The following is a 21,299-nucleotide window of genomic DNA, read 5'->3' on the forward strand; positions in this document are numbered from 1 at the left end:
TGCAGTGGACCCGGGCCGCAGGTCAGCCTGACCTTACTAGTACGGGGGAGTAAATTACGACATGATTGTGTTGTGTATTCCATGACCAATGCTCCTGCTGTGCCGTTTGCCGGGCACCGAGCGCCGCGTGCCGCCGCTGACCGCGGCCACGTGGCCGCTGTGCCGGTGGCGGACTCGGACGAGCGTACACGGGACCGGGTCCTTGGTGCCGTGCTTGAGCACGGCCCCATCAGCGCGGCGGAACTCGGCGACATGCTCGGTTTCACACCCGCCGCGGTCCGGAGGCATCTTGATCATCTGGCCCGCAGCGGGGTTATTGAGGTCAAGCGCGTGGCCAAGGCCGGCGCCGGCGCGGGACGTCCCGCCCGCCGCTACGTCCTGAGCTCGCAGGGCCAGTCCACGCTTGGCAACGATTACCTCGACATCGCTACCCTCGCGCTCAAGCAGCTCCAGGCAGTGGCGGGCGACGACGCCGTCCGCGCGTTCGCCGTCGAACGTTTTGCCGACATGGAACGCCGGTACGCACCCGAGGTCGAACAGGCCGGACCGGACATTACCGCCAGGGCGCAGGCACTGTCCGCGGCGCTGAGCCGGGATGGCTTCGTGGCGTCGGCCGCCTCGATAGAGGCCAAGGCCCCGCTGCCGGCAGCACTCTCCAGCGTCCAGCTGTGCCAGGGGCATTGCCCCATCCAGCAGCTCGCCGCCCAGTTCCCTGTCTTCTGCGATGTGGAGACCGAAGTGTTCTCCCGGCTGGTAGGCGTTGACGTACGCCGCCTGTCCACGCTGGCTCGCGGTGGACACGTCTGCACCACCCATATACCCACAGGCCGGCTGGTTGCCGGGGGACCCCGCGTCCCGCAGGCAGCCCCCGCCAGCCTGGATGAAGTAACCAACCATCAGCAAGAAAGGCCGTGATGACGGACCAACTATCAGAGAAAGCGGTAGCCGAAGACACTGTGATCTCGGAGATTCTGGAAAAGAATCCTGAGCTCCACGGCATCGGCACGTACGAGTACGGCTGGTCCGACAAGAACGACGTCGGCGCCAACGCCCGCCGTGGGATCAATGACGAGGTCGTCCGTGACATTTCGGCCAAGAAGAGCGAGCCCGAATGGATGCTCGATCTTCGGCTCAAGGGCCTGAAGTACTTCGACCGCAAGCCCATGCCCACCTGGGGTGCAGACCTCTCCGGCATCGACTTCGACAACATCAAGTACTTTGTGCGGTCCACCGAGAAGCAGGCCACCAGCTGGGAGGACCTGCCCGAGGACATCAAGAACACGTACGACAAGCTCGGCATCCCCGAGGCCGAAAAGCAGCGCCTGGTTTCCGGCGTCGCCGCCCAGTACGAGTCCGAGGTTGTCTACCACCAGCTGCGTGAGGACCTTGAAAAGCAGGGCGTCATTTTCCTGGACACCGACACCGCACTGCGCGAACATCCTGAGATCTTCCAGGAATACTTCGGCACCATCATTCCCGTGGGCGACAACAAGTTCGCGTCGCTGAACACGGCCGTCTGGTCCGGCGGTTCCTTCGTGTACGTCCCCAAGGGCGTCCACGTGGACATCCCGCTGCAGGCATACTTCCGCATCAACACGGAAAACATGGGCCAGTTCGAGCGGACCCTGATCATCGCCGACGAGGACTCCTACGTCCACTACATCGAAGGCTGCACCGCGCCGATCTACACCTCGGACTCGCTGCACTCCGCCGTCGTGGAGATCATCGTCAAAAAGGGCGCCCGCGTCCGTTACACCACCATCCAGAACTGGTCCACCAACGTGTACAACCTGGTGACCAAGCGTGCCATCTGCGAAGAAGGCGCCACCATGGAATGGGTTGATGGCAACATCGGCTCCAAGGTCACCATGAAGTACCCGGCCGTCTATCTGGTAGGCGAGCACGCCAAGGGCGAGACCCTGTCCATCGCGTTCGCCGGCGCCGGCCAGCACCAGGACACCGGCTCGAAGATGGTGCACATCGCGCCGAACACGAAGAGTTCCATCATTTCCAAGTCCGTGGCCCGCGGCGGCGGGCGTGCTGCCTACCGCGGCCTGGTTCAGGTCCGTGAAGGTGCGAAGCACTCGGCGAACACCGTCCGTTGCGACGCGCTGCTGGTGGATACCATCAGCCGTTCGGACACCTACCCGTACATCGACATCCGTGAGGATGAGGTGGTGATGGGCCATGAAGCAACTGTTTCCCGGGTCAGCGAAGAGCAGCTCTTCTACCTGATGTCCCGCGGCATGCGCGAAGACGAGGCCATGGCGATGATCGTCCGTGGTTTCATCGAGCCCATTGCCCGCGAACTCCCGATGGAGTACGCACTCGAGCTGAACCGCCTGATTGAACTGCAGATGGAAGGGTCCGTCGGATAACGATGACTGAAATCACTACTGAAAAGGCCCGCATCGGCGCGCCCTCGGCCCAGCCGTTTATCAACGGTTTCACGGAAGAAGGCGAAAGCCTGTCCCCGATCAACTCGGCCACGTCCAAGGCCCCGCTGGCCGGGGAAGCGGTCAAACGCCACTCGCACGGCGGCGGTGTGGGCATTCCGGACAGCTCACGAGCCGGTCGGCTGACCTCGTACAACCTGGCGGACTTCAAGCCGCTCACCGGGCTTGAGGAGGACTGGCGGTTCACCCCGCTCAAGCGCCTGCGCGGCCTGCACAGCGAGGTCCTGTCGGGGGCGGCTCCCACCGTCACCGTCAGCGGCCCGGAGCGGGTGACGGTCGAAACCGTGGCCCGCGGCGATAAGCGCATCGGTTCCGCCGGCATCCCGGAGGACCGCGTGTCCGCCAACGCCTGGGAGAACTTCAGCGAAGCCACCGTACTCACCATCCCGGCGGGGTTTGAAGCCGATGCCGAGATCACCGTCGTGATCGAAGGCACCTCCACGGAGGCAGCTGCCCAGCACGTGGTGATCGTCGCGGAGAAGTTCTCCAAGGCCATTGTGGTCCTGGGCCACCAAGGTACGGCTGTTGTGTCCGAAAACATCGAAATCGTTGTTGAAGACGGCGCCAACCTCACGGTTGTTTCGCTCCAGGAATGGAACGACGACGCCGTCCACGCCTCCTCCCAGCAGGCAAAGATCGGCCGCGACGCCAAGCTCAAGCACGTGGTGGTCAGCCTCGGCGGGGACCTGGTTCGCGTCACGCCGTCGGCCCGTTTCACCGCCCCGGGCGGTGAAGTGGAAATGTTCGGCCTGTACTTCGCCGACGCCGGCCAGCACCTTGAGCAGCGGCTTTTCGTTGACCACGCAGTGGCCAACTGCAAGTCCAACGTGCTGTACAAGGGCGCGCTGCAGGGCCGAAACGCCCACGCCGTGTGGGTAGGCGACGTCCTGATCCGCAAGGAAGCCGAAGGCACCGACAGCTACGAGGCCAACCGCAACCTGCTGCTCACGGACGGCGCCCGCGCCGACTCCGTGCCGAACCTCGAGATCGAGACCGGCCTGATCAAGGGTGCCGGCCACGCCAGCGCCACCGGCCGGCTGGACGACGAGCACCTGTTCTACCTCATGGCCCGCGGCATCCCCGAGGATGTTGCCCGCCGCCTGGTGGTCCGTGGCTTCCTGCACGAGATCATCCAGCAGATCAAGGTACCGGCCCTCGAAGAGCGGCTCACCGAGGCTGTTGAGCGCGAACTCGCCGTGACGAACAACTAGACGGCGCGGAAAACAGATGACTGACCAGCCAAAGGGCGAATTTGTCTGCAAGACGGATGAAATCCAGCTCAAGCAGGCGCTCCGGATCCTGATCGATGACTACCCCGTAGCCATCGTGAAGGACTCCATGGGAGACATCCACGCCATCGGGGACACCTGCTCGCACGCGGACATCTCACTGTCCGAGGGCGAAGTGGAGGGCTGCATGATCGAGTGCTGGGGCCACGGCTCCCAGTTCGACCTGCGCAGCGGTGAGCCGCTCCAGCTCCCCGCCTACGATCCCGTCCCGGTGTTCGCCGTCGAGATCGTCGGCGACGAGGTCTACGTGGACTTCACGAACGTGCTCAACGGAGCGGAAGCCCCGAACTTCAGCTAGCAGCATCAACCGGGCAGATCAGCCGCGAGCAGCAATACCAAGCAACAGAACCAAACTTCCAGATACAGACCGCACCACCGCCGGAGGGCGCGGTGCAGAGGAGAACAAGACCTATGTCTACTCTTGAGATCAAGGACCTGCACGTCAGCATTGACACGGAGCAGGGCACCAAGGAGATCCTGAAGGGCGTCAGCCTGACCATCAAGACCGGTCAGACCCACGCCATCATGGGCCCCAACGGTTCGGGCAAGTCCACCCTGGCCTCCACCATTGCCGGGCACCCGCGCTACAAGGTCACCAGCGGAACTATCACGCTCGACGGCGAAGATGTCCTCGCGATGACCGTTGACCAGCGGGCCCGCGCCGGCCTCTTCCTGGCCATGCAGTACCCCGTGGAGGTCCCCGGTGTCAGCATGACCAACTTCCTGCGCACCGCCAAGACCGCCATCGACGGCGAAGCACCCAAGCTGCGTACCTGGACCAAGGACGTCAAGGCGGCCATGGCCCAGCTGCGCATCGACGCAGACTTCGCCGAGCGCAACGTCAACGAAGGCTTCTCCGGCGGCGAGAAGAAGCGCGTCGAGATCCTCCAGCTGGAACTCTTCAAGCCGAAGTTCGCCATCCTTGACGAGACCGACTCGGGCCTGGACGTTGACGCCCTGAAGGTTGTCTCCGAAGGCGTCAACCGTGCACACGAGGCGGGCAACATGGGCACGCTGCTCATCACCCACTACACCCGCATCCTGCGCTACATCAAGCCTGACTTCGTCCACGTCTTCGTCGACGGCCAGGTTGTCGAAGAGGGCGGCCCGGAACTGGCTGACCGCCTCGAAGACGAAGGCTACGACCGGTACGCGACGGGCGCCGGTGCAGCCACCATCGCTGCTGCCGCACAGGCCTAGATAGGACTTGCCATGACCGAAATCAATGTGGCCCGCACGGGCCTCGAAGATGTCGAAGAGGCACTCAAGGACGTCATCGACCCGGAACTCGGTGTGAACATCGTGGACCTCGGGCTGCTGTACGGTCTGAAGTACTCCGACGACGACGGCGCGCTGCTGATCGACATGACGCTCACCACGGCCGCCTGCCCGCTCACCGATGTCATCGAGGAGCAGGTAGGCAAGTCCCTTGACGGCGTCGTTGACGACTGGCGCCTGAACTGGGTGTGGATGCCGCCTTGGGGTCCGGAGCGGATCACCGACGACGGCAAGGACCAGATGCGCGCCCTCGGCTTCAACATCTGATCCCCACCGCCTCCCTAGCCTCGCTTCGCTCGGCCAGGGAACCCTGGCGGCGTGGGCCCTGACATGAAAAGTACGACGACGGCCGGTCACCTCCCCAGCGGAGGTAGCCGGCCGTCGTCGTACTTGTCTAATTGGTTCTGCCGCCGGCCGCGGATCCTGTCAGAGGGTGGCCGCCGAGAATGTGTCGCACTGGTTGATGTCGCCGGTCTGGTAGCCGGTGTAGAACCATTTCTGCCGCTGTTCGCTGGATCCGTGCGTCCAGGCCTCGGGCGAGACCTGTCCGGTGGCGGCTTCCTGGATCCGGTCGTCGCCCACCGCTGACGCTGCGGACAGGGCATCGTTCAGGTCCTGCTGGGTGATCGGTTCCAGGAACGGCTGGCCGTCGGGTCCGGGCTGGGTTGAGGCGTGCTTTACCCAGAGGCCGGCATAGCAGTCGGCCTGAAGTTCCACGCGGACGGCACCGGACTCGGGCCCCTGCGGGTCCTGCTGCGCGCGGTCGATGTACCCCAGCACGTTCTGGATGTGGTGGCCGAATTCGTGTGCCACGACGTACTCCTGCGCCAGGGGACCGCCCGAGGATCCGAAGCGGTCCACGAGATCCTGGAAGAACCCGGGATCGAAGTAGGCGGTGCTGTCAGCCGGGCAGTAGAAGGGGCCCACCGCACTGGAAGCCGTCCCGCACGCGCTGTTGACGGCCTGGTCGAAGATCACCGTTTCCGGCTGCGGGTACTGCACGTTGTATTGCTGGAGATACGCCGGCCAGAACGCGTTCAGGCTGTTCACCGTGCCGGTGATCCGGCAGTCCAGCCGCGCGTCGGCGTCGGCCCCCGTGGTGCAGGCCGGCGCCGTGCCCTGGTTCTGATCAGCCGTGCCCGCCCCGCCGGTCAGGCCTTCGAGCAAGGCGGGGTTGACGCCGAGGAGCACAGCTATCAGCAGGACGATTCCGCCACCGATGCCGCCGCCGACCTTGGCCCCACGGCCCATGCCACGCCGGTCCTGGACCTGGGAAGGGTCCAGCTGCACGTTGTCATTGAAGCTCATGAAGTCACAATAGCCCTTAGCGGCACCACCGAAGCGGAGTCCGGCCGGTAAAGTTGGGACGATGCCTTTTCTCGATAGAATCCAGCGCTGGGCCGAAGAACGCCCCCATGACACCGCCGTCGTAGTGGCGGGCAGGCGCCTGCGCTGGGCTGAGCTCCGGGACGCCGCCGCAGCCGCCCTTCCGGAGACAGCTGCCGTCACCGTCCTTGCGGAGGCCAACTCCGTCGACTTCGCCGCAAGGTTCGCCGCAGCCGTTGCCGGCCGGCGGCAATGCGCCGTCCTGGACCCGACCTGGCCGGAGTCCCTGCACCAGGAGATCGTTCAACGGCTGGCAGAGTCGGCCAAGCCCGGCATGGTTTCCGCAGCGGATGCCTTGGCGGACGGGCCGCCGGACTCGACGTTCCTGATCGGACTCACCTCCGGCACCACGTCAGTGCCCAAGGCGTTTACCCGGTCCAGGCAGTCCTGGCGGCAGTCCTTTGACGCGTCCGTTGCGTTCTTCGGCCTCGCCCAGGACGACGTCACGCTCGCGCCCGGGCCCTTGGCCGCCAGCCTTAACCTCTATGCCCTGGCTGAGTGCCTCTACGCCGGCTCCGAATTCCAGACGCTGGAGAGTTTCGACGTCGGTGATGTCCACGCCGCCATTACGCACGACGGCGTGACCCGGCTCATCCTCGTGCCCACCATGCTGCGGCTGCTCAGTGAGCGCGGCCTGACCGGCGGCGTGGATGCCTCCGGCATCCGTACCATCATCTGCGCCGGCTCGAAGCTGGACGCACGCACCCTCGAAGCGGCACGGCGCTGGGCGCCGAACGCCACCATCTTCGAGTACTACGGCGCGTCCGAACTGAGCTTTGTCTCCGGTGTGGGGCTGGCGGCGGGGGAGGTCCTGGACGCCGGGGGAACAGGCATCGGACACCCGTTCCCGGGCGTGGACGTCAGAATCCTGGATGATGAGGGTTCCGAACTGCAGGACGGCGAAGCCGGCAATATCTGTGTCCGCAGCGGCATGGTGAGCAACGGCTACCTGTGGGGTGACGACGGCCAGGCGCTGCGCTCCTTCAACGGCTGGTTCACGGTGGGGGACCAAGGCTACCTCGCCGACGGCGAACTGCACATCCTTGGCCGGCGCGCCGACATGATCCTGACCTCGGGAAAGAACGTCTATCCGCACGAAGTGGAACTCGCCCTGGCGGCCGTGCCGGGGGTGGCTGCTGCGGTGGCCGCCGGAATACCCGATGATCTCCGCGGCCAGCGGGTGGTCGCCGGCGTCGTTCCGTCCCATGGCGGAGTCACGGCCATGCAGCTGAAGGCCGGACTCGAAAACATCCTGCCGCGGGACAAGCGGCCCCACCAGTACTTCGCGCTCTCCGAACTTCCCATCACGGACCGTGGCAAGGTCAGCCGGAACATCCTGCTCGACTGGATCGGCTCCCAGGATCCCAGGGCGCGGCACCTTGACCGCTGACCTGCGGCCCCATGGCATGCCGCCCGGCGACGTGCTGCCTGCGGACCGGCAGCCCGTGATCATAGCGGCGCGGCGTACCGCGGTCCGGCGCGCCAACGGTGCACTGAAGGAACTGCGTGCGCACCAGCTTCTCGCACCGGTCCTGGTCAACCTCCTGGCAGACTCCCACGTGCCGGCCGAAGAAGTCACGGATGTGGTGATCGGCAACGCCGTGGGCGGCGGCGGCAACGTGGCCCGCCTGGCCCTGCTCGAGGCGGGCCTGCCGGTCGGTGTGCCGGGACTGACCGTTGACCGCCAGTGCGGGTCAGGCCTGGATGCCATCGTTCTGGCCGCCCGGCTGGTTGCTGCCGGCGGCAAACCCGTGTATCTAGCCGGGGGAGTGGAGAGCATCAGCACGGCTCCGCTGCGGGCCCACCGGAACGACGACGGCGAGCCTGACTTTTTTGCCCGGGCCCAGTTTGTGCCGCACAGCTTCGGCGACCCGGATATGGGGGTCGCCGCCGAGAATATAGCGGCCCGGTTCACGGTCAGCCGGGAGCGGCAGGATGCCTCCGCGCTGCGCAGCCACCAGCGGGCGCTGGCCGCGGCTAAAGCAGGCTTCTTTGCCGGCGAGATCACCACCCTGGAGACGTCCGCTGGACCCATCAGTGCCGACGACGGCCCCCGCCCTGGCCTGTCCGCCGCGGTTCTCAAGCGGTTCCCGCCCGCCTTTGTGCCGGGGGGCACTGTCACCGCCGGGAACTCATGCTTCGACGCGGACGCCGCTTCCGCCGTCGTCGTTACTTCATTGCAGCGGGCACGGGAACTGGGAGCCACAGACGGGCTCCTGGTGCTGGCCACGGACACTGCCGGTGTGGACCCGGAGCTGCTGGGGATCGGCGCAGCAGTTGCCGCGGAGCGGCTCCTGCAGGCGAGGGGGCTGTCAGCTGCCAGCGTGGACCTGGTGGAATTCAACGAAGCCTTCGCGTCCCAGACCCTGGCCTGCCTGGACCAGTTGGGCATTGATCCGGACCGGGTCAACGTCGACGGCGGGGCGCTGGCATTGGGCCACGCCTACGGGGCGTCCGGTGCGGTGCTGGTGACCCGGCTTCTCGCCCAGGCACGGCGGGCCGGGAACCATGGCTCCCTGGCGCTGGCCCTGATCAGTATTGCCGGCGGCATGGGCACGGCGGCGCTGCTGCGGTATGAGTTGCTGGCCGGAGACCACCTAGACTCCTAAGCCGCACACGACGGACCAAAGACCCGTCAGTCTTCCGCGTCGCCCAGCCCGCGGGCAGCCAGCGCTTCGCCGGTCTGGCGGGCGAAGGCCACGGTGGTGATGAAGACAGGCAGCACGAGGGCACGCGGGTTGCGCTCAAGCCCGCGGGCCCGGGCGGAATCCCTGACGTCTGCAAAGGCGCCGGCGATATACGGGATGCTGCGGAGCATGATGGCGATGGTCAGCGCAAAACGTTCAGGGTCCGCGCCGAAGCGGCGGAATGGCGTGGCCAGCGACACCACGCCGTCCAGGATCCGCTGCATGGGCGTGGTGGCCATCAGCAGGGATGCCGCCACCACGCAGACCAGGATGTTCAGGACAATCCGGGCGGCTGTGGGTCCGCCGAGCTGCCACCACTGGAACAGGCCGATGACCACCAGCACCAGCGCAACAGGACGGACAGCACTCACGAGGCGCCGGGCTCCGGCGCCGGTCAGGAGAAAAAGTGCGCCGAGCGCGGCCAGGACCGCGGCGGAGACCAGCCAGTCGACCACCAGGAAAGACACCAGGCCGCAGCCCACCACCAGCAGGAATTTCAGTGCCAGCGGCGTCCGGTGGATGATCGAATTCCCCGGGACGTAGTTGGCCAGCAGGAAGCCGTGCCCTCTCACGACGCAGCCAGTCCGTTGGTGACCAGCGCCCGGTACGCCTCGACTGCCGCCGCCGCGCCGCCGTCGAACACCACGCGCCCTGCCTCCACCACCAGCACGCGGTCCATCTCCAGGGCGAGGTCGAGGTCGTGTGTGGACATCACGATCTGCTGGTCGAGGACGGACAGCGTGCGGCGCAGGAGTTCTCGGTTCCGGAGGTCCAGGAGGGTGGACGGTTCATCCAGCACCAGGACAGCGGGGTTTACGGCCAGCACAGCGGCGAGGGCCATCAGCTGGCGTTCGCCGCCGGAGAGTTCGTAGATGCTTTGGTCCGCGAGCGGCAGCAGGCCGAGGCGCTCCAGGGCCGCTTCAGCCAGCCGGCGGCGCTCCGCCCCGTTGCGGACCGGGCGGCGCAGCGAAAGCTCCACGTCCTCGCGCCCAGTGGGCATCACCAGCTGCGACAAAGGATCCGTGAAGACGAACCCCACTTGCCTGCGGACCGCACGCACAGCACGGACGGTGTCGGCGCCGTCCACCGACACTGCGCCGGAACTTGGCTGGACCAGGCCGTTAATCATTCGCAGCAGCGTGGACTTACCGGACCCGTTGGCCCCGATCACGCCGATGCGCTGTTCGGTCAGCTCAAGCGTGACGTCCTGGAGCAGGGACTTGGGTTCCGGGCGGTTGTCAACGGCAACGGCCACGGATACCTGCCGGAATGAAATGGTTGCCATGGCGGGACTAGTTGTTAATCCGCTTCACCCGGCGGACCAGGACGTCGGGAAAAGCCCGGTGCAGTGCCACGGCGATCACTGCGGCGAGGATGTTCTTAATCACGTCACCGGGGTAGAAGATCAGGTCTGCGAGGAAGGCTTCACCCAGTGACGCTTTGGTGTTCAGTGCGATTCCGGCAACTCCGAGCGTGTGCACGATAGCGATGCTGGTGACCATCGCCGACGCGAAGAACCACAGCGCCCGGGCACGTGTTGTCCGCCGGATCACCACGGTGGCGAGCCAGCCTACAACGGCTGCTGCGATGGGGAAAGCAATGATGTAGCCGGCCGACGGCCCGGCCAGGATGCCCAGGCCGCTGCGGCCCTGGCTGAAGATCGGCAGGCCGGCCAGGCCCAGGAGGGTGTACAGGCCGACGGCGGCGAAACCCCGGCCCGGGCCCAGCATCAGTCCGTTGAGCATCACCGCAAGGGTCTGGAAAGTGATGGGGATGCCGAACACGTTCGCCGCGATGCCGGGCACCATGGCGGAGCCGGCAACGAGTGCCGCAAAGACGGCGATCAGGCCGAGGTCTGTGGCGTTCCAGCGGTTCCGGAGGCGGGAAGCGGTGCCGTTGACGGCAGTGTCAGTCTGGCTCATGGGTGTTCCTGTCGTGGTTGTACAAGCGAAGCATGGGGGTGATCCTGACGTTACCGGCCGCCGTCGGACGCCATTTTGTAGGGGACCTACTAAGCGGGACGCCCGGGACTGACGGCAGGGCACAAACGCTGAGTCAACGCACGACGGCGGTGCAGCGGTTATGGGGTCAAGCTGTGGCCGGTAGACTTGGAAAGGCCGTTCTGTCGGCCATTCTGCCGGCTGCTTCCAGACATCACCCGTTGAGCTGCGGCGTTTCCCTGTTGTGAAAGGCCTTACCTGCTGTGATTACTGTCCAGGATCTTGAACTGCGCGCCGGCGCCCGGCTCCTCATGGACCAGGTGAGCTTCCGCATCGACAAGGGCGACAAGATCGGCCTCGTCGGCCGTAACGGCGCAGGCAAGACTACCCTGACCCGCGTGCTCGCGGGCGAAGGGCAGCCCGCCGGCGGCAAGGTGACCCGCAGCGGCGAGATCGGCTACCTGCCGCAGGATCCTCGGACCCCGGACATGGAACAGCTGGCCCGCGACCGCATCCTCTCCGCCCGCGGCCTGGACATCGCCGTCAACAAGCTCAAGCAGACGCATGAGGACATGGCCAGCGAGGACACCGAGATCCAGCGCAAGGCGATGAACCGCTATGACCGGCTGGAATCCGAGTTCCTGGCCGCCGGCGGATACGCGGCCGAGGCCGAGGCCGCCGCGATCTGCTCCAACCTGGCCCTCCCGGACCGGTTGCTGAACCAGGCGCTCAAGACCCTGTCCGGCGGCCAGCGCCGTCGTGTGGAACTCGCCAGGATCCTGTATTCGGACGCCGAAACGATGCTCCTCGATGAGCCCACCAACCACCTCGACGCGGATTCCATCACCTGGCTCCGCGAGTTCCTGAAGAACCACCAGGGCGGCCTGATCGTGATCAGCCACGACACCGAGCTGCTCGAAGCCACCGTCAATAAAGTGTTCCTGCTGGATCCCAACCGCGCCAAGGTCGACTTCTACAACATGAACTGGAAGCGCTACCTGCTCCAGCGCGAAACGGATGAGCGCGCCCGTAAGCGTGAGCGAGCCAACGCCGAAAAGAAGGCCCAGGTCCTCATCGACCAGGCCAACAAAATGCGAGCGAAGGCCACCAAGGCCGTCGCAGCGCAGAACATGGCCAAGCGTGCCGAACGTCTGCTGGGCGGCCTCGAAGCCGTCCGCGCGACCGACCGCGTGGCAGCCCTGCGCTTCCCGGATCCGTCACCCTGCGGCAAGACCCCGCTAACCGCGGACGGACTCAGCAAGTCCTACGGCTCACTGGAGATCTTCACCGATGTGGACCTGGCCATTGACCGCGGCTCCAAGGTGGTTATCCTGGGCCTCAACGGCGCCGGCAAGACCACGCTCCTGCGGATGCTTGCCGGCGTCGACAAGCCGGACACCGGCGAGGTCGTGGCGGGCCACGGCCTGAAGGTGGGCTACTACGCCCAGGAGCACGAGACGCTCGACGTGGACCGCACCGTCCTGCAGAACATGCGCTCCTCCGCCCCGGACATGAACGACGCGGAGGTCCGCAACATCCTGGGCTCGTTCCTGTTCTCCGGAGACGACGTCGACAAGCCCGCCGGTGTGCTCTCCGGCGGCGAGAAGACCCGGCTGGCCCTGGCCACTATCGTGGCCTCAAGCGCGAACGTGCTGCTCCTCGACGAGCCCACCAACAACCTTGACCCGGCCAGCCGCGCGGAAATCCTCGGGGCCCTGAGCAACTACACCGGCGCCGTCGTCCTCGTGAGCCACGATGAAGGTGCCGTCGAAGCGCTGAACCCCGAGCGCGTCGTCCTGCTGCCCGACGGCATCGAGGACCACTGGAACGAAGACTACCTGGACCTGATTACGCTGGCTTAGCCTTCTCGGCGTCCGGTCGGCTTCCGCTTAGCACCGCGCTGGATTTGCCGCGTGCTCGCTCGTTCCTCGCTTAGACGCACGCTACACAAATCCACCGCGTCGCTGCGCTGACAGTCCACTCACCTTGGCGGAGCTAGCGGACTGCCATTTCCGTTGCCTCCGTGATCCGCAGCAGGTCTTCGTAGGTGATGCTGAACATTGAGTTGTGGTCTCCTGCTCCCGCCCAGAGGACTTTGTGGGCTTTGAGGGAGTTGTCCAGGAGTGTCCTGATCTTTTCCGGGTGGCCTACCGGGGCTACTCCGCCTACTTTTGGCTGTTGTTGCAGACGAACGAGCCAGCACGCGGGAAATCACCCGCGTTGCACAGCGAACGCAACCGACGAGGCGAGCGCAACTGAACGGACAGAACGTGCGTCAGTAACCCTGCGCGTCCAGGAGGGCGTCTTCCTCTTCTTCGGCGGTCGCCTTCTTACGCTTGCGGGCAACAGGCGGACGACGGCGGGCTGCCGCAGCGGCGGAGTGCACCGGGCTGCCTGAATCGCGCGACCCATCCTCATCCTCAAGCTCGTCCGCGGCGTCAATCGCGGCATTCCTGGCCTGCTGCCGTGCGGCGTACCCAAAGCCCACGAACATCAGCACCCCAAACGCGAACCACTGCAACGAATAGGACAGGTGCGTGCCTTCTTCGGTGGCCGGCTTCGGGAACGGGAACGGCATGTCAGCGGGGGCGGGAGATTCAGACGCCAACTGCCCGTAAGCGCCGGTGAGTACGGGATAGCCCAATTGGTCCGAGTAAGTGGGGAGATCGATGGATGCAAGCTGACCGTCGGGGGCGCCGCGGTCCAACTGCGGCTCGCCGTGCTTGAGGCGGACGACGGCGGTCACGGGTCCGGCGGGAGGCGCCGGGATGGAATCGGGACTGCCCGGGTTCTTGTTGCCGATGGGCAGCCAGCCGCGGTCGATCACGACGCTTTCACCGGTCTCCAGCTTGAACGGGACAACCACCTCATAGCCAGGCTGCCCGTTCAGTGGACGGTTGCGGACAATCCGCTGGCCGTCGGGATCATACGTGCCCTGGAGTTCCACCTGGGTCCATTCCTTCGACGGGTCCAAGGCGGAGAACTCGTCCCTCGCCTCGTCGAAGGAGATGGGTGTGGCGGAATAGTTGGTGACCACGCGGTTGATCTCCGCGAGGGTCTCTGCGCGGCGGTCCATCTGCCAGCGGCCGAGGAAGACGCAGGCAGCGGCAAAGATGGCGGCAAGCAGGAGGTATCCCAGCCACTTGCTGGAAAAGAGGAAGCGGTACATTCAGCCGTCCTGCCCTACCGGCGCCCGGCCTGTGTCCTGCCCCGAATCCAGGACCAGGGTTTCCTTCCAGAGCCCGCGGGTCTGAAGGTAATCTTCCAGCCAGTCACGGTGGTCATCGCAGGCAAGCCAGGTCTTGCGGCGTTCCGGCGTATGGATTTTGGGGTTGTTCCAGAGCAATTGCCAGGAAGCTTCCGAGCGGCAGGCCTTGCGGGAGCACATGGCCGCCATGGCCGGCGGGGGACCAGCGGTCCCTGCAGCCAGGTCAAAAATGTTCATGAGGCGCGCCGTTCCTGTCCTTGCGTGGGTTCGTCGTCGTCATCAATGAGCTCGCCCTGGATGACCGCTGACGTGGATCCGTCCTGTTCCGGCGACCCGGACGGGCTATCCAGCTCGGCAAGCGGGGCCGCGTCCAGCAGCGAGTCGCTGTGGACCTCCGCCTGGTCGCTGCCATTCGCGATCACCACCGCGATCCACGGGAGGAAGACGGCACCGGCGACCATTACGAGTTTGAACCAGCCGTCCACCACAAAAATGAGGATGAGGCAGACCATGCGGATTCCCATGGCCAGCGCGTACTTGATCATGCGCTGGCGCATGTCCTCCGAGTGGGCGGCCGCCGCGTCCGTAATGCTGTGGACCCCGGAATCCCCAGAGAACCTTTCGGGATCTCCGGGCACGGACTGTCCAGCATGGTTTTCAAGGGTCACGGCTGATTGATCACGCTCCAAAGGCTTGCCTCAATTCTCTCACCATCGTCAGTGGTGCCCAAACGCGGGCTAAGATCGGAGGCAGTAAAATCACACCCCGTCCTACCCGCGGCTGCACATGCCGCAGAATCCCGGAGCGTTTTTATGTCTGAAGCAGCTACAGCGGCCCGCAGCGTCCTGATCACCGGTGGAAACCGCGGCATCGGCCTGGCCATCGCGCAGGCTTTTGTGGCCAACGGCGACAAGGTGGCCGTGACTTACCGGAGCGCGTCGGAGCTGCCGGCCGGGATTCTGGGCGTGAAGGCCGATGTGACCGACGAGGCCTCTGTGGATGCTGCCTTCGCCGAGGTGGAAGCTGCCCACGGCCCCGTTGAAGTCCTGGTGGCAAACGCGGGAATCACCAAGGACACACTCCTGATGCGCATGAGTGAAGATGACTTCACGTCCGTGATCGACACCAACCTCACCGGCGCTTTCCGCGTCATCAAACGCGCCTCGAAGGGCATGATTCGGATGCGCAAGGGCCGCGTGGTCCTCATTTCCTCGGTCTCCGGCCTCTATGGCGCGCCGGGTCAGATCAACTACTCGGCCTCCAAGGCCGGTCTGGTGGGCATTGCCCGGTCCCTGACCCGAGAGCTCGGTTCACGCGGGATCACAGCAAACGTTGTGGCTCCCGGATTCATCAACACGGACATGACGGCAGAACTGCCCGAAGCCACGCAGAAGGGTTACCTTTCCAGCATTCCTGCCGGCCGGTTTGCCGAGGCAACGGAAGTGGCGAACGTGGTCCGTTGGATCTCCAGCGACGAGGCGGCCTACATTTCAGGCGCCGTCATTCCCGTTGACGGCGGCCTTGGCATGGGCCACTGAAACTAGCGTGACCGGGCTTGTTTGTGGGGGTCATACAAGCGATTGTGGCGCGAGCGCTGGCATGATGGACTTCAGACCTCAAGCGATTTAGACGCTTCAAACAAAGGAGCCCATATGGGACTGCTGGACAACAAAACCGCCATTGTGACCGGATCCTCACGGGGAATCGGCGCTGAAGTGGCCAAGAACCTCGCTGCCGAGGGCGCCGCCGTCGTAGTTAATTACCGCCAGAAGGCGCCGCGCGCCAACAGGGTGGTCGCAGGAATTGAAGCTGCCGGCGGCCGCGCCACCGCAGTGGGCGCGGACCTCACCACCCAGGAAGGCGTGCAGGCCCTGGCCAGCGCTGCCATGGAGAACTTCGGTTCGCTGGACGTCCTGGTGCTCAACGCTTCCGGCGGCATGGAGTCCGGCATGGCAGACGACTACGCCCTGAAGCTGAACCGCGACGCCCAGGTCAACATGCTCAACGCCGCCGTGCCCCTGATGAAGGAAGGCTCACGCGTGGTCTTCGTGACCAGCCACCAGGCCCACTTCATCAACTCCGTGCCCACCATGCCCGAATACGAGCCCGTGGCCCGCAGCAAGCGTGCCGGCGAGGACGCCCTGCGTGAGCTCCTTCCGAGCCTGGCTGAGAAGGGCATCTCGCTGGTGGTGGTGTCCGGCGACATGATCGAAGGCACCGTCACGGCGACGCTGCTGGACCGCTCGAACCCGGGCGCCATCGAGGCCCGCCGTGCCGAGGCCGGAAAGCTCTATTCCGTGGAGGAGTTCGCTGAGGTTGTGGCCAGCATGGCGACCGCGGACGTCGAATCCGGCCACACGGAATACGCCGGCGGCTCCGACTACTTCGGCAAGGGCGCCGAGTAGCCGTTCCGGGCATCCCGCAAGGGCCGTAGTTGCCCACGCCAAAACCCCATCACCACGACGAGCTCCGGGCAGTACTCCTGCCCGGAGCTTTTGTCTGTCGCGAAGCCCAGTCTGTCTGTCTGTCTGTCTGTCTGGGGCATTGTCGAGGGCGTTGTCTATGAGGGCAACGCCGCCTAGGGTTTATGAATGGCACAGCAACCAGAGGTGACAGGCCGTAGCTATCCGGCAGGTGTTCCGTGCTGGGTGGACACCGAGCAGCCCGACGTGGAGGCCGCCATGCTCTTCTATGGCGGAATCTTTGGGTGGGAATTCGAGGACACCGCCCCGTCCGGCGGCACCGGCAGGTACGTCATAGCCACCCTTGACGGCCAGGATGCCGGCGCCATCACGGGCGCCGGAACCGATGCCGCCACGTGGAACACCTACGTCTCCGTCGACGAAGCAGATGCGGCCGCGCGCCACCTGCTCTCCGTCGGCGCAACACTGAAATCGGCCCCTGCCGATGCGGGCTCAGGAGGCGTGCAGGCAGTACTGGCAGATCCCGAAGGCGCCGAGCTCCGCATCTGGCAGGCCCGCGAGCGGCTCGGTGCCCAAGCCGTCAACCTTCCCGGCGGATGGAACTTCAGTGATCTCTACACGACAGACAACGAGGCAGCAGTCGCTTTCTACACGACGGCCTTCGGCTGGCAGTTCGCAACCTGGACTTCGGAATCATGATCCGCCGCCCCTGATACGGTGATCACCTTGAGGCCACCGTGGACCCCAACATCAGGGCTCGCCAGTCGGGCGACCTCGTGCCCCGCGGCTTCGAGGATGCTGTTGCCTGGCTTGCCTCCGCGGCGCCGGGTGAGCGTCCGCAGTGGCACGTGACGTTTACCGTCGCAGACCGGGACCGTACGGCCGAGGATGCGGAGCGCCTCGGCGCCGACATCCTGGGGCAGGACGATACCGAGTGGACGCGCACCGTCCTGATCCGGGATCCCGGCGGAGCCGTATTCACCGCGAGCCAGTACACGCCGCCCACGGGCTGAGCGGACCAGGCTGATCGTCCGGGCTGATTCGACCCGGCCGGCGGGACGGAGCCTGCGGCTCAGACGCCGGCGATGTGGCGCACGGCGTCGAGGTACGGCATGTTGATCGCAGAGTCCGCAACTGCCCGGACCGCAGGTTTGGCATTGAACGCCACTCCCATCCCGGCGGCCCCGAGCATGTCCAGGTCGTTGGCGCCGTCGCCTACGGCAATGGTGTGTTCCATCGCGATTCCTTCTGCAGCCGCCCACTCGCGCAGGTACTTTTCCTTCGCCGCACGGTCGATGACGGCACCGAGCACCTTGCCGGTCAGGGCGCCGTCCACAATCTCAAGTTCGTTCGCCAGCCAGTAGTCCAGGCCCAGATCCTCAGCGATGGGACCCAGGATCTGGTTGAACCCGCCGGACACCACGGCCACCACGTGGCCTGCAGCCTTGAATGCCGCAACCAGCTCAGCGGCACCTTCGCTCAGCTTCACTTCCGCCCGGACAGAATCGACGACGGCGGCCGGCAGCCCTGCGAGCACGGCCACCCGCGCGTGGAGGCTCTGCGCGAAGTCCAGTTCACCGCGCATCGCCGCTTCGGTGACTGCCGCCACTTCCTCCCGCTTGCCCGCATAGGCTGCCAGGAGCTCGATGACTTCCTGCTGGATCAGCGTCGAATCAACGTCCATGATCAACAGCTTCCGCGGAGCCGCACGAAGGCCAGCGGGAACGATGGCGGTGTCCAGGCCATCCTGCGCCGCCTCGGCCACCGCCCGGCGGAGCGCCGAAATGCCGGCGTCCGTGCCATCCGCGACGGCGACCTCGGCAGTGTGGACCTCAAACCGGCTGTCCCCGCCCCTTGATTCGGATTGGAGCGTGGCGCCACTGCCCGTCAGGGCGGAGCGCAGCTTGTCGAGCCCGGAGGCAGTCAATTTTGGGCCATAGCTGACCGCAGTCACGTTCGAAGTCATGGCTGCAATCTTAGCCAGCGGGGGAGAGCCGCCCGAATTGATTGCGCCACGTTGATGGCGAACCCGTGGGCCAGCCAGCAGACGGGCCGTGCCCGGGACTGTGACGGGCGTCGCTGTCCACGTTTCAGTTATCAGTCCGTCCCTGTTTTGTCCTAGTGTCTACTCCTATGAGTGATGTTCTTGAATTGGCCGCCGTCAGCGTTGTCCGTGGGTCTAAGACGCTCCTGAACAAGGTGGACTGGCAGGTCAAGGAGGGCGAGCGCTGGGTCATCCTGGGACCCAACGGCGCAGGCAAGACCACTCTCCTGCAGATTGCTGCAGCCCGTCTCCACCCCACCAGCGGCATAGCCGGCGTCCTGGAGGAAATCCTCGGCTCCGTGGACGTGTTTGAACTCCGGCCCCGCATCGGACTGTCCTCCGCCGCACTGGCCAACCAGATTCCCGGGCACGAAACGGTCCTCAATGTAGTCGTCACGGCGGCGTACGGCGTGACGGGGCGGTGGCGTGAGGGCTATGAGAGGGCTGACGAACGCCGGGCTTTCAGGCTGCTGAATGACTGGGGCATGGGGCCGTTCCTGAACAGGGCTTTCGCGTCCCTTTCCGAGGGTGAGCGCAAGCGCGTCCAGATTGCCCGTGCCCTGATGACTGACCCGGAACTCCTCCTGCTCGACGAACCTGCCGCCGGCCTGGACCTGGGTGGGCGCGAGGACCTGGTGCACCGCCTCACCGAACTGGCCCGTGATGACGCCGCTCCGGCCATTGTCCTGGTCACCCACCACCTCGAAGAAGTGCCGCCTGGCTTCACCCACGCGATGTTGCTCCGTGAATCCAACGTGGTGGCGGCCGGACCCCTCGAGGGTGTGCTCACGGCGGAGCACCTCAGCAAGACCTTCGGCGTGGAACTCGACGTCACAGTCAACGCCGGCCGCTACACCGCCACCGCCCGCCGCTAGGCCACGGCGCCGCCAACCGTGGATCTTCTCAGCAGCATCTTTGTGTTTTTTGCCGGCCTGTGGGCGGGCACCATCAACGCCGTTGTAGGCTCCGGCACCCTGGTCACCTTCCCGGTCCTGATCGCCCTCGGCGTCACTCCGGTGGTCGCTTCCATGAGCAACGCGATGGGCCTTGTGGCCGGCACCGCAGCGGGCGCGTGGGGCTACCGCCGCGAGCTCAAGGGCCGCGGCCTGCAGCTGCTGAAGCTCCTCCCGGCGTCGCTGCTGGGCGGCATCACCGGAGCCTGGCTGCTGCTGCACCTGCCGGAGAAGGTCTTCCACTACGTCGCACCGGTCCTCCTGGTCCTTGCCCTGCTGATGGTGGTGTTCCAGCCGCGGCTGCAGGCCTGGGTCCGCAACCGCGAGGAAAACCCCGAGCACGCCATCAAGGACAAACACCATGGCATCCTCCTGATCGTGCTGGTGTACCTGGCCGGCGTCTATGGGGGCTACTTCGTGGCCGCCCAAGGCATCCTCCTGGTGGGCATTCTGGGCGTGTTCCTTACCGGCACCATCCAGAACGCCAATGCCATGAAGAACATCCTGGTCCTCGGCGTGAACCTTGTGGCCGCAGTGTCCTACCTGCTCTTCGCGTTTGACCGGATCAACTGGCTGGTGGTGCTCCTGATTGCCGTGAGCTCCACGATCGGCGGCCTCCTGGGATCCAAGGTGGGACGGAGGCTGTCCCCGGCTGTGCTGCGGACTGTCATCTTTGCCCTCGGCCTGATGGCGCTGGGCTTTATGATCGCCAACCTGATGAAATAATCAGCCGGTGACAATCCACTACCTTCAATCTGCCGGGGATCCCCGTGTCTCCGACTACACGCAGCTGACGGACGTTCACCTGCGGAAGCTCCGTGAACCGGCTGAAGGAATGTACATCGCCGAATCCTCACGGGTCCTGCGCCGGGCGTTGGCGGCCGGCCACCGGCCAAGGTCGTTCTTCCTGGCGGAGAAATGGCTGGCTGACCTGCAGGATGTCCTCAGTGCCTACCCCGACGTTCCCGCCTTTATTGGCAGCGCTGCCCTGCTCGAAGAGATCACCGGGTTCCACCTCCACCGCGGCGCCATGGCAGCCATGCAACGGCCGGAACCGGTGCCTCTCCACGACTTGCTGGCAGGCGCGCGCCGGGTCGCGATCCTGGAGGACATCGTGGACCACACCAACGTGGGCGCCATCTTCCGGTCGGCCGCGGCCCTGGACATCGATGCCGTCCTGATTTCGCCGCGCTGCGGCGATCCGCTCTACCGCCGCAGCGTCCGGGTCAGCATGGGAACGGTCTTCCAGGTGCCTTGGGCGCGGCTGGAGTCCTGGCCGCAGGACCTGTCGCTGCTTAAGGAAGCCGGCTTCACCGTGGCCGCGTTGGAACTCACCGGGGACGCCGTGGACGTGGACGCGCTTGCCGCACGCAATCCGGACCGGCTGGCCCTGGTGCTCGGTACCGAAGGTGCCGGCATGAGCGCCGAGACGCTTGCCGCCGTCGACCTCGCCGTGAAGATCCCCATGCGCGCCGGCGTGGACTCCCTCAACGTGGCGGCGGCCTCCGCCGTGGCGTTCTGGGAACTCCGGCCCCGCGGTTCGCAGGGTCCGCGCTGATCAGCTATTATTAACAGCTGGCTGTCCTGCGCTTTCTGTCTTGCGGCAGTGAAGCAGACACCAGCCATCCCATTCAT

Annotated in this window: 24 protein-coding genes and 1 pseudogene; 16 read left to right on the top strand and 9 right to left on the bottom strand. The window is 65.5% G+C overall.

Annotated features, from left to right (window positions below):
* The first annotated feature begins 72 nt into the window (after window positions 1-72).
* The 6 genes from NG697_RS05660 to NG697_RS05685 all read left to right on the top strand — a co-directional run bounded on the left by NG697_RS05660 (window position 73) and on the right by NG697_RS05685 (window position 5,290).
* Window positions 73-915: a helix-turn-helix transcriptional regulator gene (locus NG697_RS05660; protein WP_374209895.1), complete on the top strand. Its 843-nt coding sequence runs from the start codon at window positions 73-75 to the stop codon at window positions 913-915.
* Window positions 915-2,378, top strand: a complete 1,464-nt coding sequence (gene sufB / locus NG697_RS05665) for a Fe-S cluster assembly protein SufB (RefSeq protein ID WP_252613754.1) — start codon at window positions 915-917, stop codon at window positions 2,376-2,378. Before NG697_RS05660 ends, sufB begins: the two co-directional genes overlap by 1 nt.
* Before the next feature lie 2 nt (window positions 2,379-2,380).
* Entirely contained in the window at window positions 2,381-3,667 is a 1,287-nt protein-coding gene (gene sufD, locus NG697_RS05670) for a Fe-S cluster assembly protein SufD (RefSeq protein WP_252598790.1), read from the top strand.
* A 16-nt stretch (window positions 3,668-3,683) separates the two neighbouring features.
* Entirely contained in the window at window positions 3,684-4,043 is a 360-nt protein-coding gene (locus tag NG697_RS05675; protein ID WP_056339825.1) for a non-heme iron oxygenase ferredoxin subunit, read from the top strand.
* Window positions 4,044-4,156: 113 nt separating this feature from the next.
* Window positions 4,157-4,945, top strand: a complete 789-nt coding sequence (gene sufC, locus NG697_RS05680; protein WP_056339828.1) for a Fe-S cluster assembly ATPase SufC — start codon at window positions 4,157-4,159, stop codon at window positions 4,943-4,945.
* A 12-nt stretch (window positions 4,946-4,957) separates the two neighbouring features.
* Window positions 4,958-5,290: a metal-sulfur cluster assembly factor gene (locus NG697_RS05685; RefSeq protein ID WP_160670844.1), complete on the top strand. Its 333-nt coding sequence runs from the start codon at window positions 4,958-4,960 to the stop codon at window positions 5,288-5,290.
* A gap of 159 nt (window positions 5,291-5,449) precedes the next feature.
* Here the strand turns inward: NG697_RS05685 and ypfJ are convergent, their stop codons facing one another.
* Window positions 5,450-6,331, bottom strand: a complete 882-nt coding sequence (gene ypfJ / locus NG697_RS05690; protein ID WP_252598791.1) for a KPN_02809 family neutral zinc metallopeptidase — start codon at window positions 6,329-6,331, stop codon at window positions 5,450-5,452.
* 61 nt (window positions 6,332-6,392) lie between these two features.
* Here ypfJ and NG697_RS05695 point away from each other — a divergent pair, with 61 nt between their 5' ends.
* On the top strand, window positions 6,393-7,799 hold the full coding sequence (locus NG697_RS05695; protein WP_252607950.1) for a class I adenylate-forming enzyme family protein: 1,407 nt from the start codon (window positions 6,393-6,395) through the stop codon (window positions 7,797-7,799).
* 16 nt (window positions 7,800-7,815) lie between these two features.
* Window positions 7,816-9,018 carry a thiolase family protein gene (locus tag NG697_RS05700; RefSeq protein WP_252598922.1) on the top strand — a complete coding sequence of 401 codons (1,203 nt, stop codon included), beginning with the start codon at window positions 7,816-7,818 and terminating at the stop codon, window positions 9,016-9,018.
* 26 nt (window positions 9,019-9,044) lie between these two features.
* Here NG697_RS05700 and NG697_RS05705 read toward each other — a convergent pair whose 3' ends face one another.
* The 3 genes from NG697_RS05705 to NG697_RS05715 are packed head-to-tail and all read right to left on the bottom strand — an operon-like array spanning window position 9,045 to window position 11,018.
* On the bottom strand, window positions 9,045-9,668 hold the full coding sequence (locus NG697_RS05705; protein WP_252598793.1) for an energy-coupling factor transporter transmembrane component T family protein: 624 nt from the start codon (window positions 9,666-9,668) through the stop codon (window positions 9,045-9,047).
* Window positions 9,665-10,381 carry an energy-coupling factor ABC transporter ATP-binding protein gene (locus tag NG697_RS05710; protein WP_252613755.1) on the bottom strand — a complete coding sequence of 239 codons (717 nt, stop codon included), beginning with the start codon at window positions 10,379-10,381 and terminating at the stop codon, window positions 9,665-9,667. The genes NG697_RS05705 and NG697_RS05710 overlap by 4 nt, the downstream gene beginning before the upstream one ends.
* Before the next feature lie 7 nt (window positions 10,382-10,388).
* Complete coding sequence (locus NG697_RS05715) at window positions 10,389-11,018, bottom strand: biotin transporter BioY (RefSeq protein WP_252613756.1); 630 nt, start codon at window positions 11,016-11,018, stop codon at window positions 10,389-10,391.
* A 281-nt stretch (window positions 11,019-11,299) separates the two neighbouring features.
* Between NG697_RS05715 and NG697_RS05720 the strand changes: the two genes are divergently transcribed.
* Entirely contained in the window at window positions 11,300-12,898 is a 1,599-nt protein-coding gene (locus NG697_RS05720) for an ABC-F family ATP-binding cassette domain-containing protein (RefSeq protein ID WP_252607952.1), read from the top strand.
* A gap of 133 nt (window positions 12,899-13,031) precedes the next feature.
* Here the strand turns inward: NG697_RS05720 and NG697_RS05725 are convergent.
* From NG697_RS05725 to NG697_RS05740, 4 genes and pseudogenes are all read right to left on the bottom strand, one after another.
* Window positions 13,032-13,208 (bottom strand): annotated as a pseudogene (locus NG697_RS05725) (YbaK/EbsC family protein); the annotation flags it as partial.
* A 103-nt stretch (window positions 13,209-13,311) separates the two neighbouring features.
* Window positions 13,312-14,205, bottom strand: a complete 894-nt coding sequence (locus NG697_RS05730; RefSeq protein WP_252598797.1) for an SURF1 family cytochrome oxidase biogenesis protein — start codon at window positions 14,203-14,205, stop codon at window positions 13,312-13,314.
* Window positions 14,206-14,481 (bottom strand): hypothetical protein, encoded by a 276-nt coding sequence (locus tag NG697_RS05735; RefSeq protein ID WP_058932504.1) that lies wholly within the window; start codon window positions 14,479-14,481, stop codon window positions 14,206-14,208.
* A complete protein-coding gene (locus NG697_RS05740) occupies window positions 14,478-14,912 on the bottom strand; it encodes a DUF3099 domain-containing protein (RefSeq protein ID WP_252607953.1) in 435 nt (144 codons plus the stop codon). Before NG697_RS05740 ends, NG697_RS05735 begins: the two co-directional genes overlap by 4 nt.
* A gap of 144 nt (window positions 14,913-15,056) precedes the next feature.
* Between NG697_RS05740 and fabG the strand changes: the two genes are divergently transcribed.
* The 4 genes from fabG to NG697_RS21185 all read left to right on the top strand — a co-directional run bounded on the left by fabG (window position 15,057) and on the right by NG697_RS21185 (window position 17,680).
* Window positions 15,057-15,782 (top strand): 3-oxoacyl-ACP reductase FabG, encoded by a 726-nt coding sequence (fabG, locus tag NG697_RS05745; RefSeq protein WP_104061453.1) that lies wholly within the window; start codon window positions 15,057-15,059, stop codon window positions 15,780-15,782.
* Window positions 15,783-15,896: 114 nt separating this feature from the next.
* On the top strand, window positions 15,897-16,649 hold the full coding sequence (locus NG697_RS05750) for an SDR family oxidoreductase (protein ID WP_252598799.1): 753 nt from the start codon (window positions 15,897-15,899) through the stop codon (window positions 16,647-16,649).
* Between the two features lie 186 nt (window positions 16,650-16,835).
* Window positions 16,836-17,366, top strand: coding sequence for a VOC family protein (locus tag NG697_RS05755; RefSeq protein ID WP_252613757.1), 531 nt, complete (start codon window positions 16,836-16,838; stop codon window positions 17,364-17,366).
* 38 nt (window positions 17,367-17,404) lie between these two features.
* A complete protein-coding gene (locus NG697_RS21185; protein WP_252607955.1) occupies window positions 17,405-17,680 on the top strand; it encodes a VOC family protein in 276 nt (91 codons plus the stop codon).
* 59 nt (window positions 17,681-17,739) lie between these two features.
* Here the strand turns inward: NG697_RS21185 and serB are convergent, their stop codons facing one another.
* Complete coding sequence (gene serB, locus NG697_RS05765) at window positions 17,740-18,633, bottom strand: phosphoserine phosphatase SerB (RefSeq protein WP_104061456.1); 894 nt, start codon at window positions 18,631-18,633, stop codon at window positions 17,740-17,742.
* 167 nt (window positions 18,634-18,800) lie between these two features.
* Between serB and NG697_RS05770 the strand changes: the two genes are divergently transcribed.
* From NG697_RS05770 to NG697_RS05780, 3 genes are read left to right on the top strand one after another with little or no spacing between them, the layout of a single operon-like run.
* Window positions 18,801-19,586 carry an ABC transporter ATP-binding protein gene (locus NG697_RS05770; protein ID WP_058932497.1) on the top strand — a complete coding sequence of 262 codons (786 nt, stop codon included), beginning with the start codon at window positions 18,801-18,803 and terminating at the stop codon, window positions 19,584-19,586.
* A gap of 18 nt (window positions 19,587-19,604) precedes the next feature.
* Entirely contained in the window at window positions 19,605-20,390 is a 786-nt protein-coding gene (locus tag NG697_RS05775) for a sulfite exporter TauE/SafE family protein (RefSeq protein WP_252598802.1), read from the top strand.
* A 7-nt stretch (window positions 20,391-20,397) separates the two neighbouring features.
* Entirely contained in the window at window positions 20,398-21,222 is an 825-nt protein-coding gene (locus NG697_RS05780; protein ID WP_252598803.1) for a TrmH family RNA methyltransferase, read from the top strand.
* The last annotated feature ends 77 nt before the right edge of the window (window positions 21,223-21,299 follow it).

Source organism: Pseudarthrobacter raffinosi (assembly GCF_023913835.1).
Taxonomy (GTDB): domain Bacteria; phylum Actinomycetota; class Actinomycetes; order Actinomycetales; family Micrococcaceae; genus Arthrobacter; species Arthrobacter raffinosi.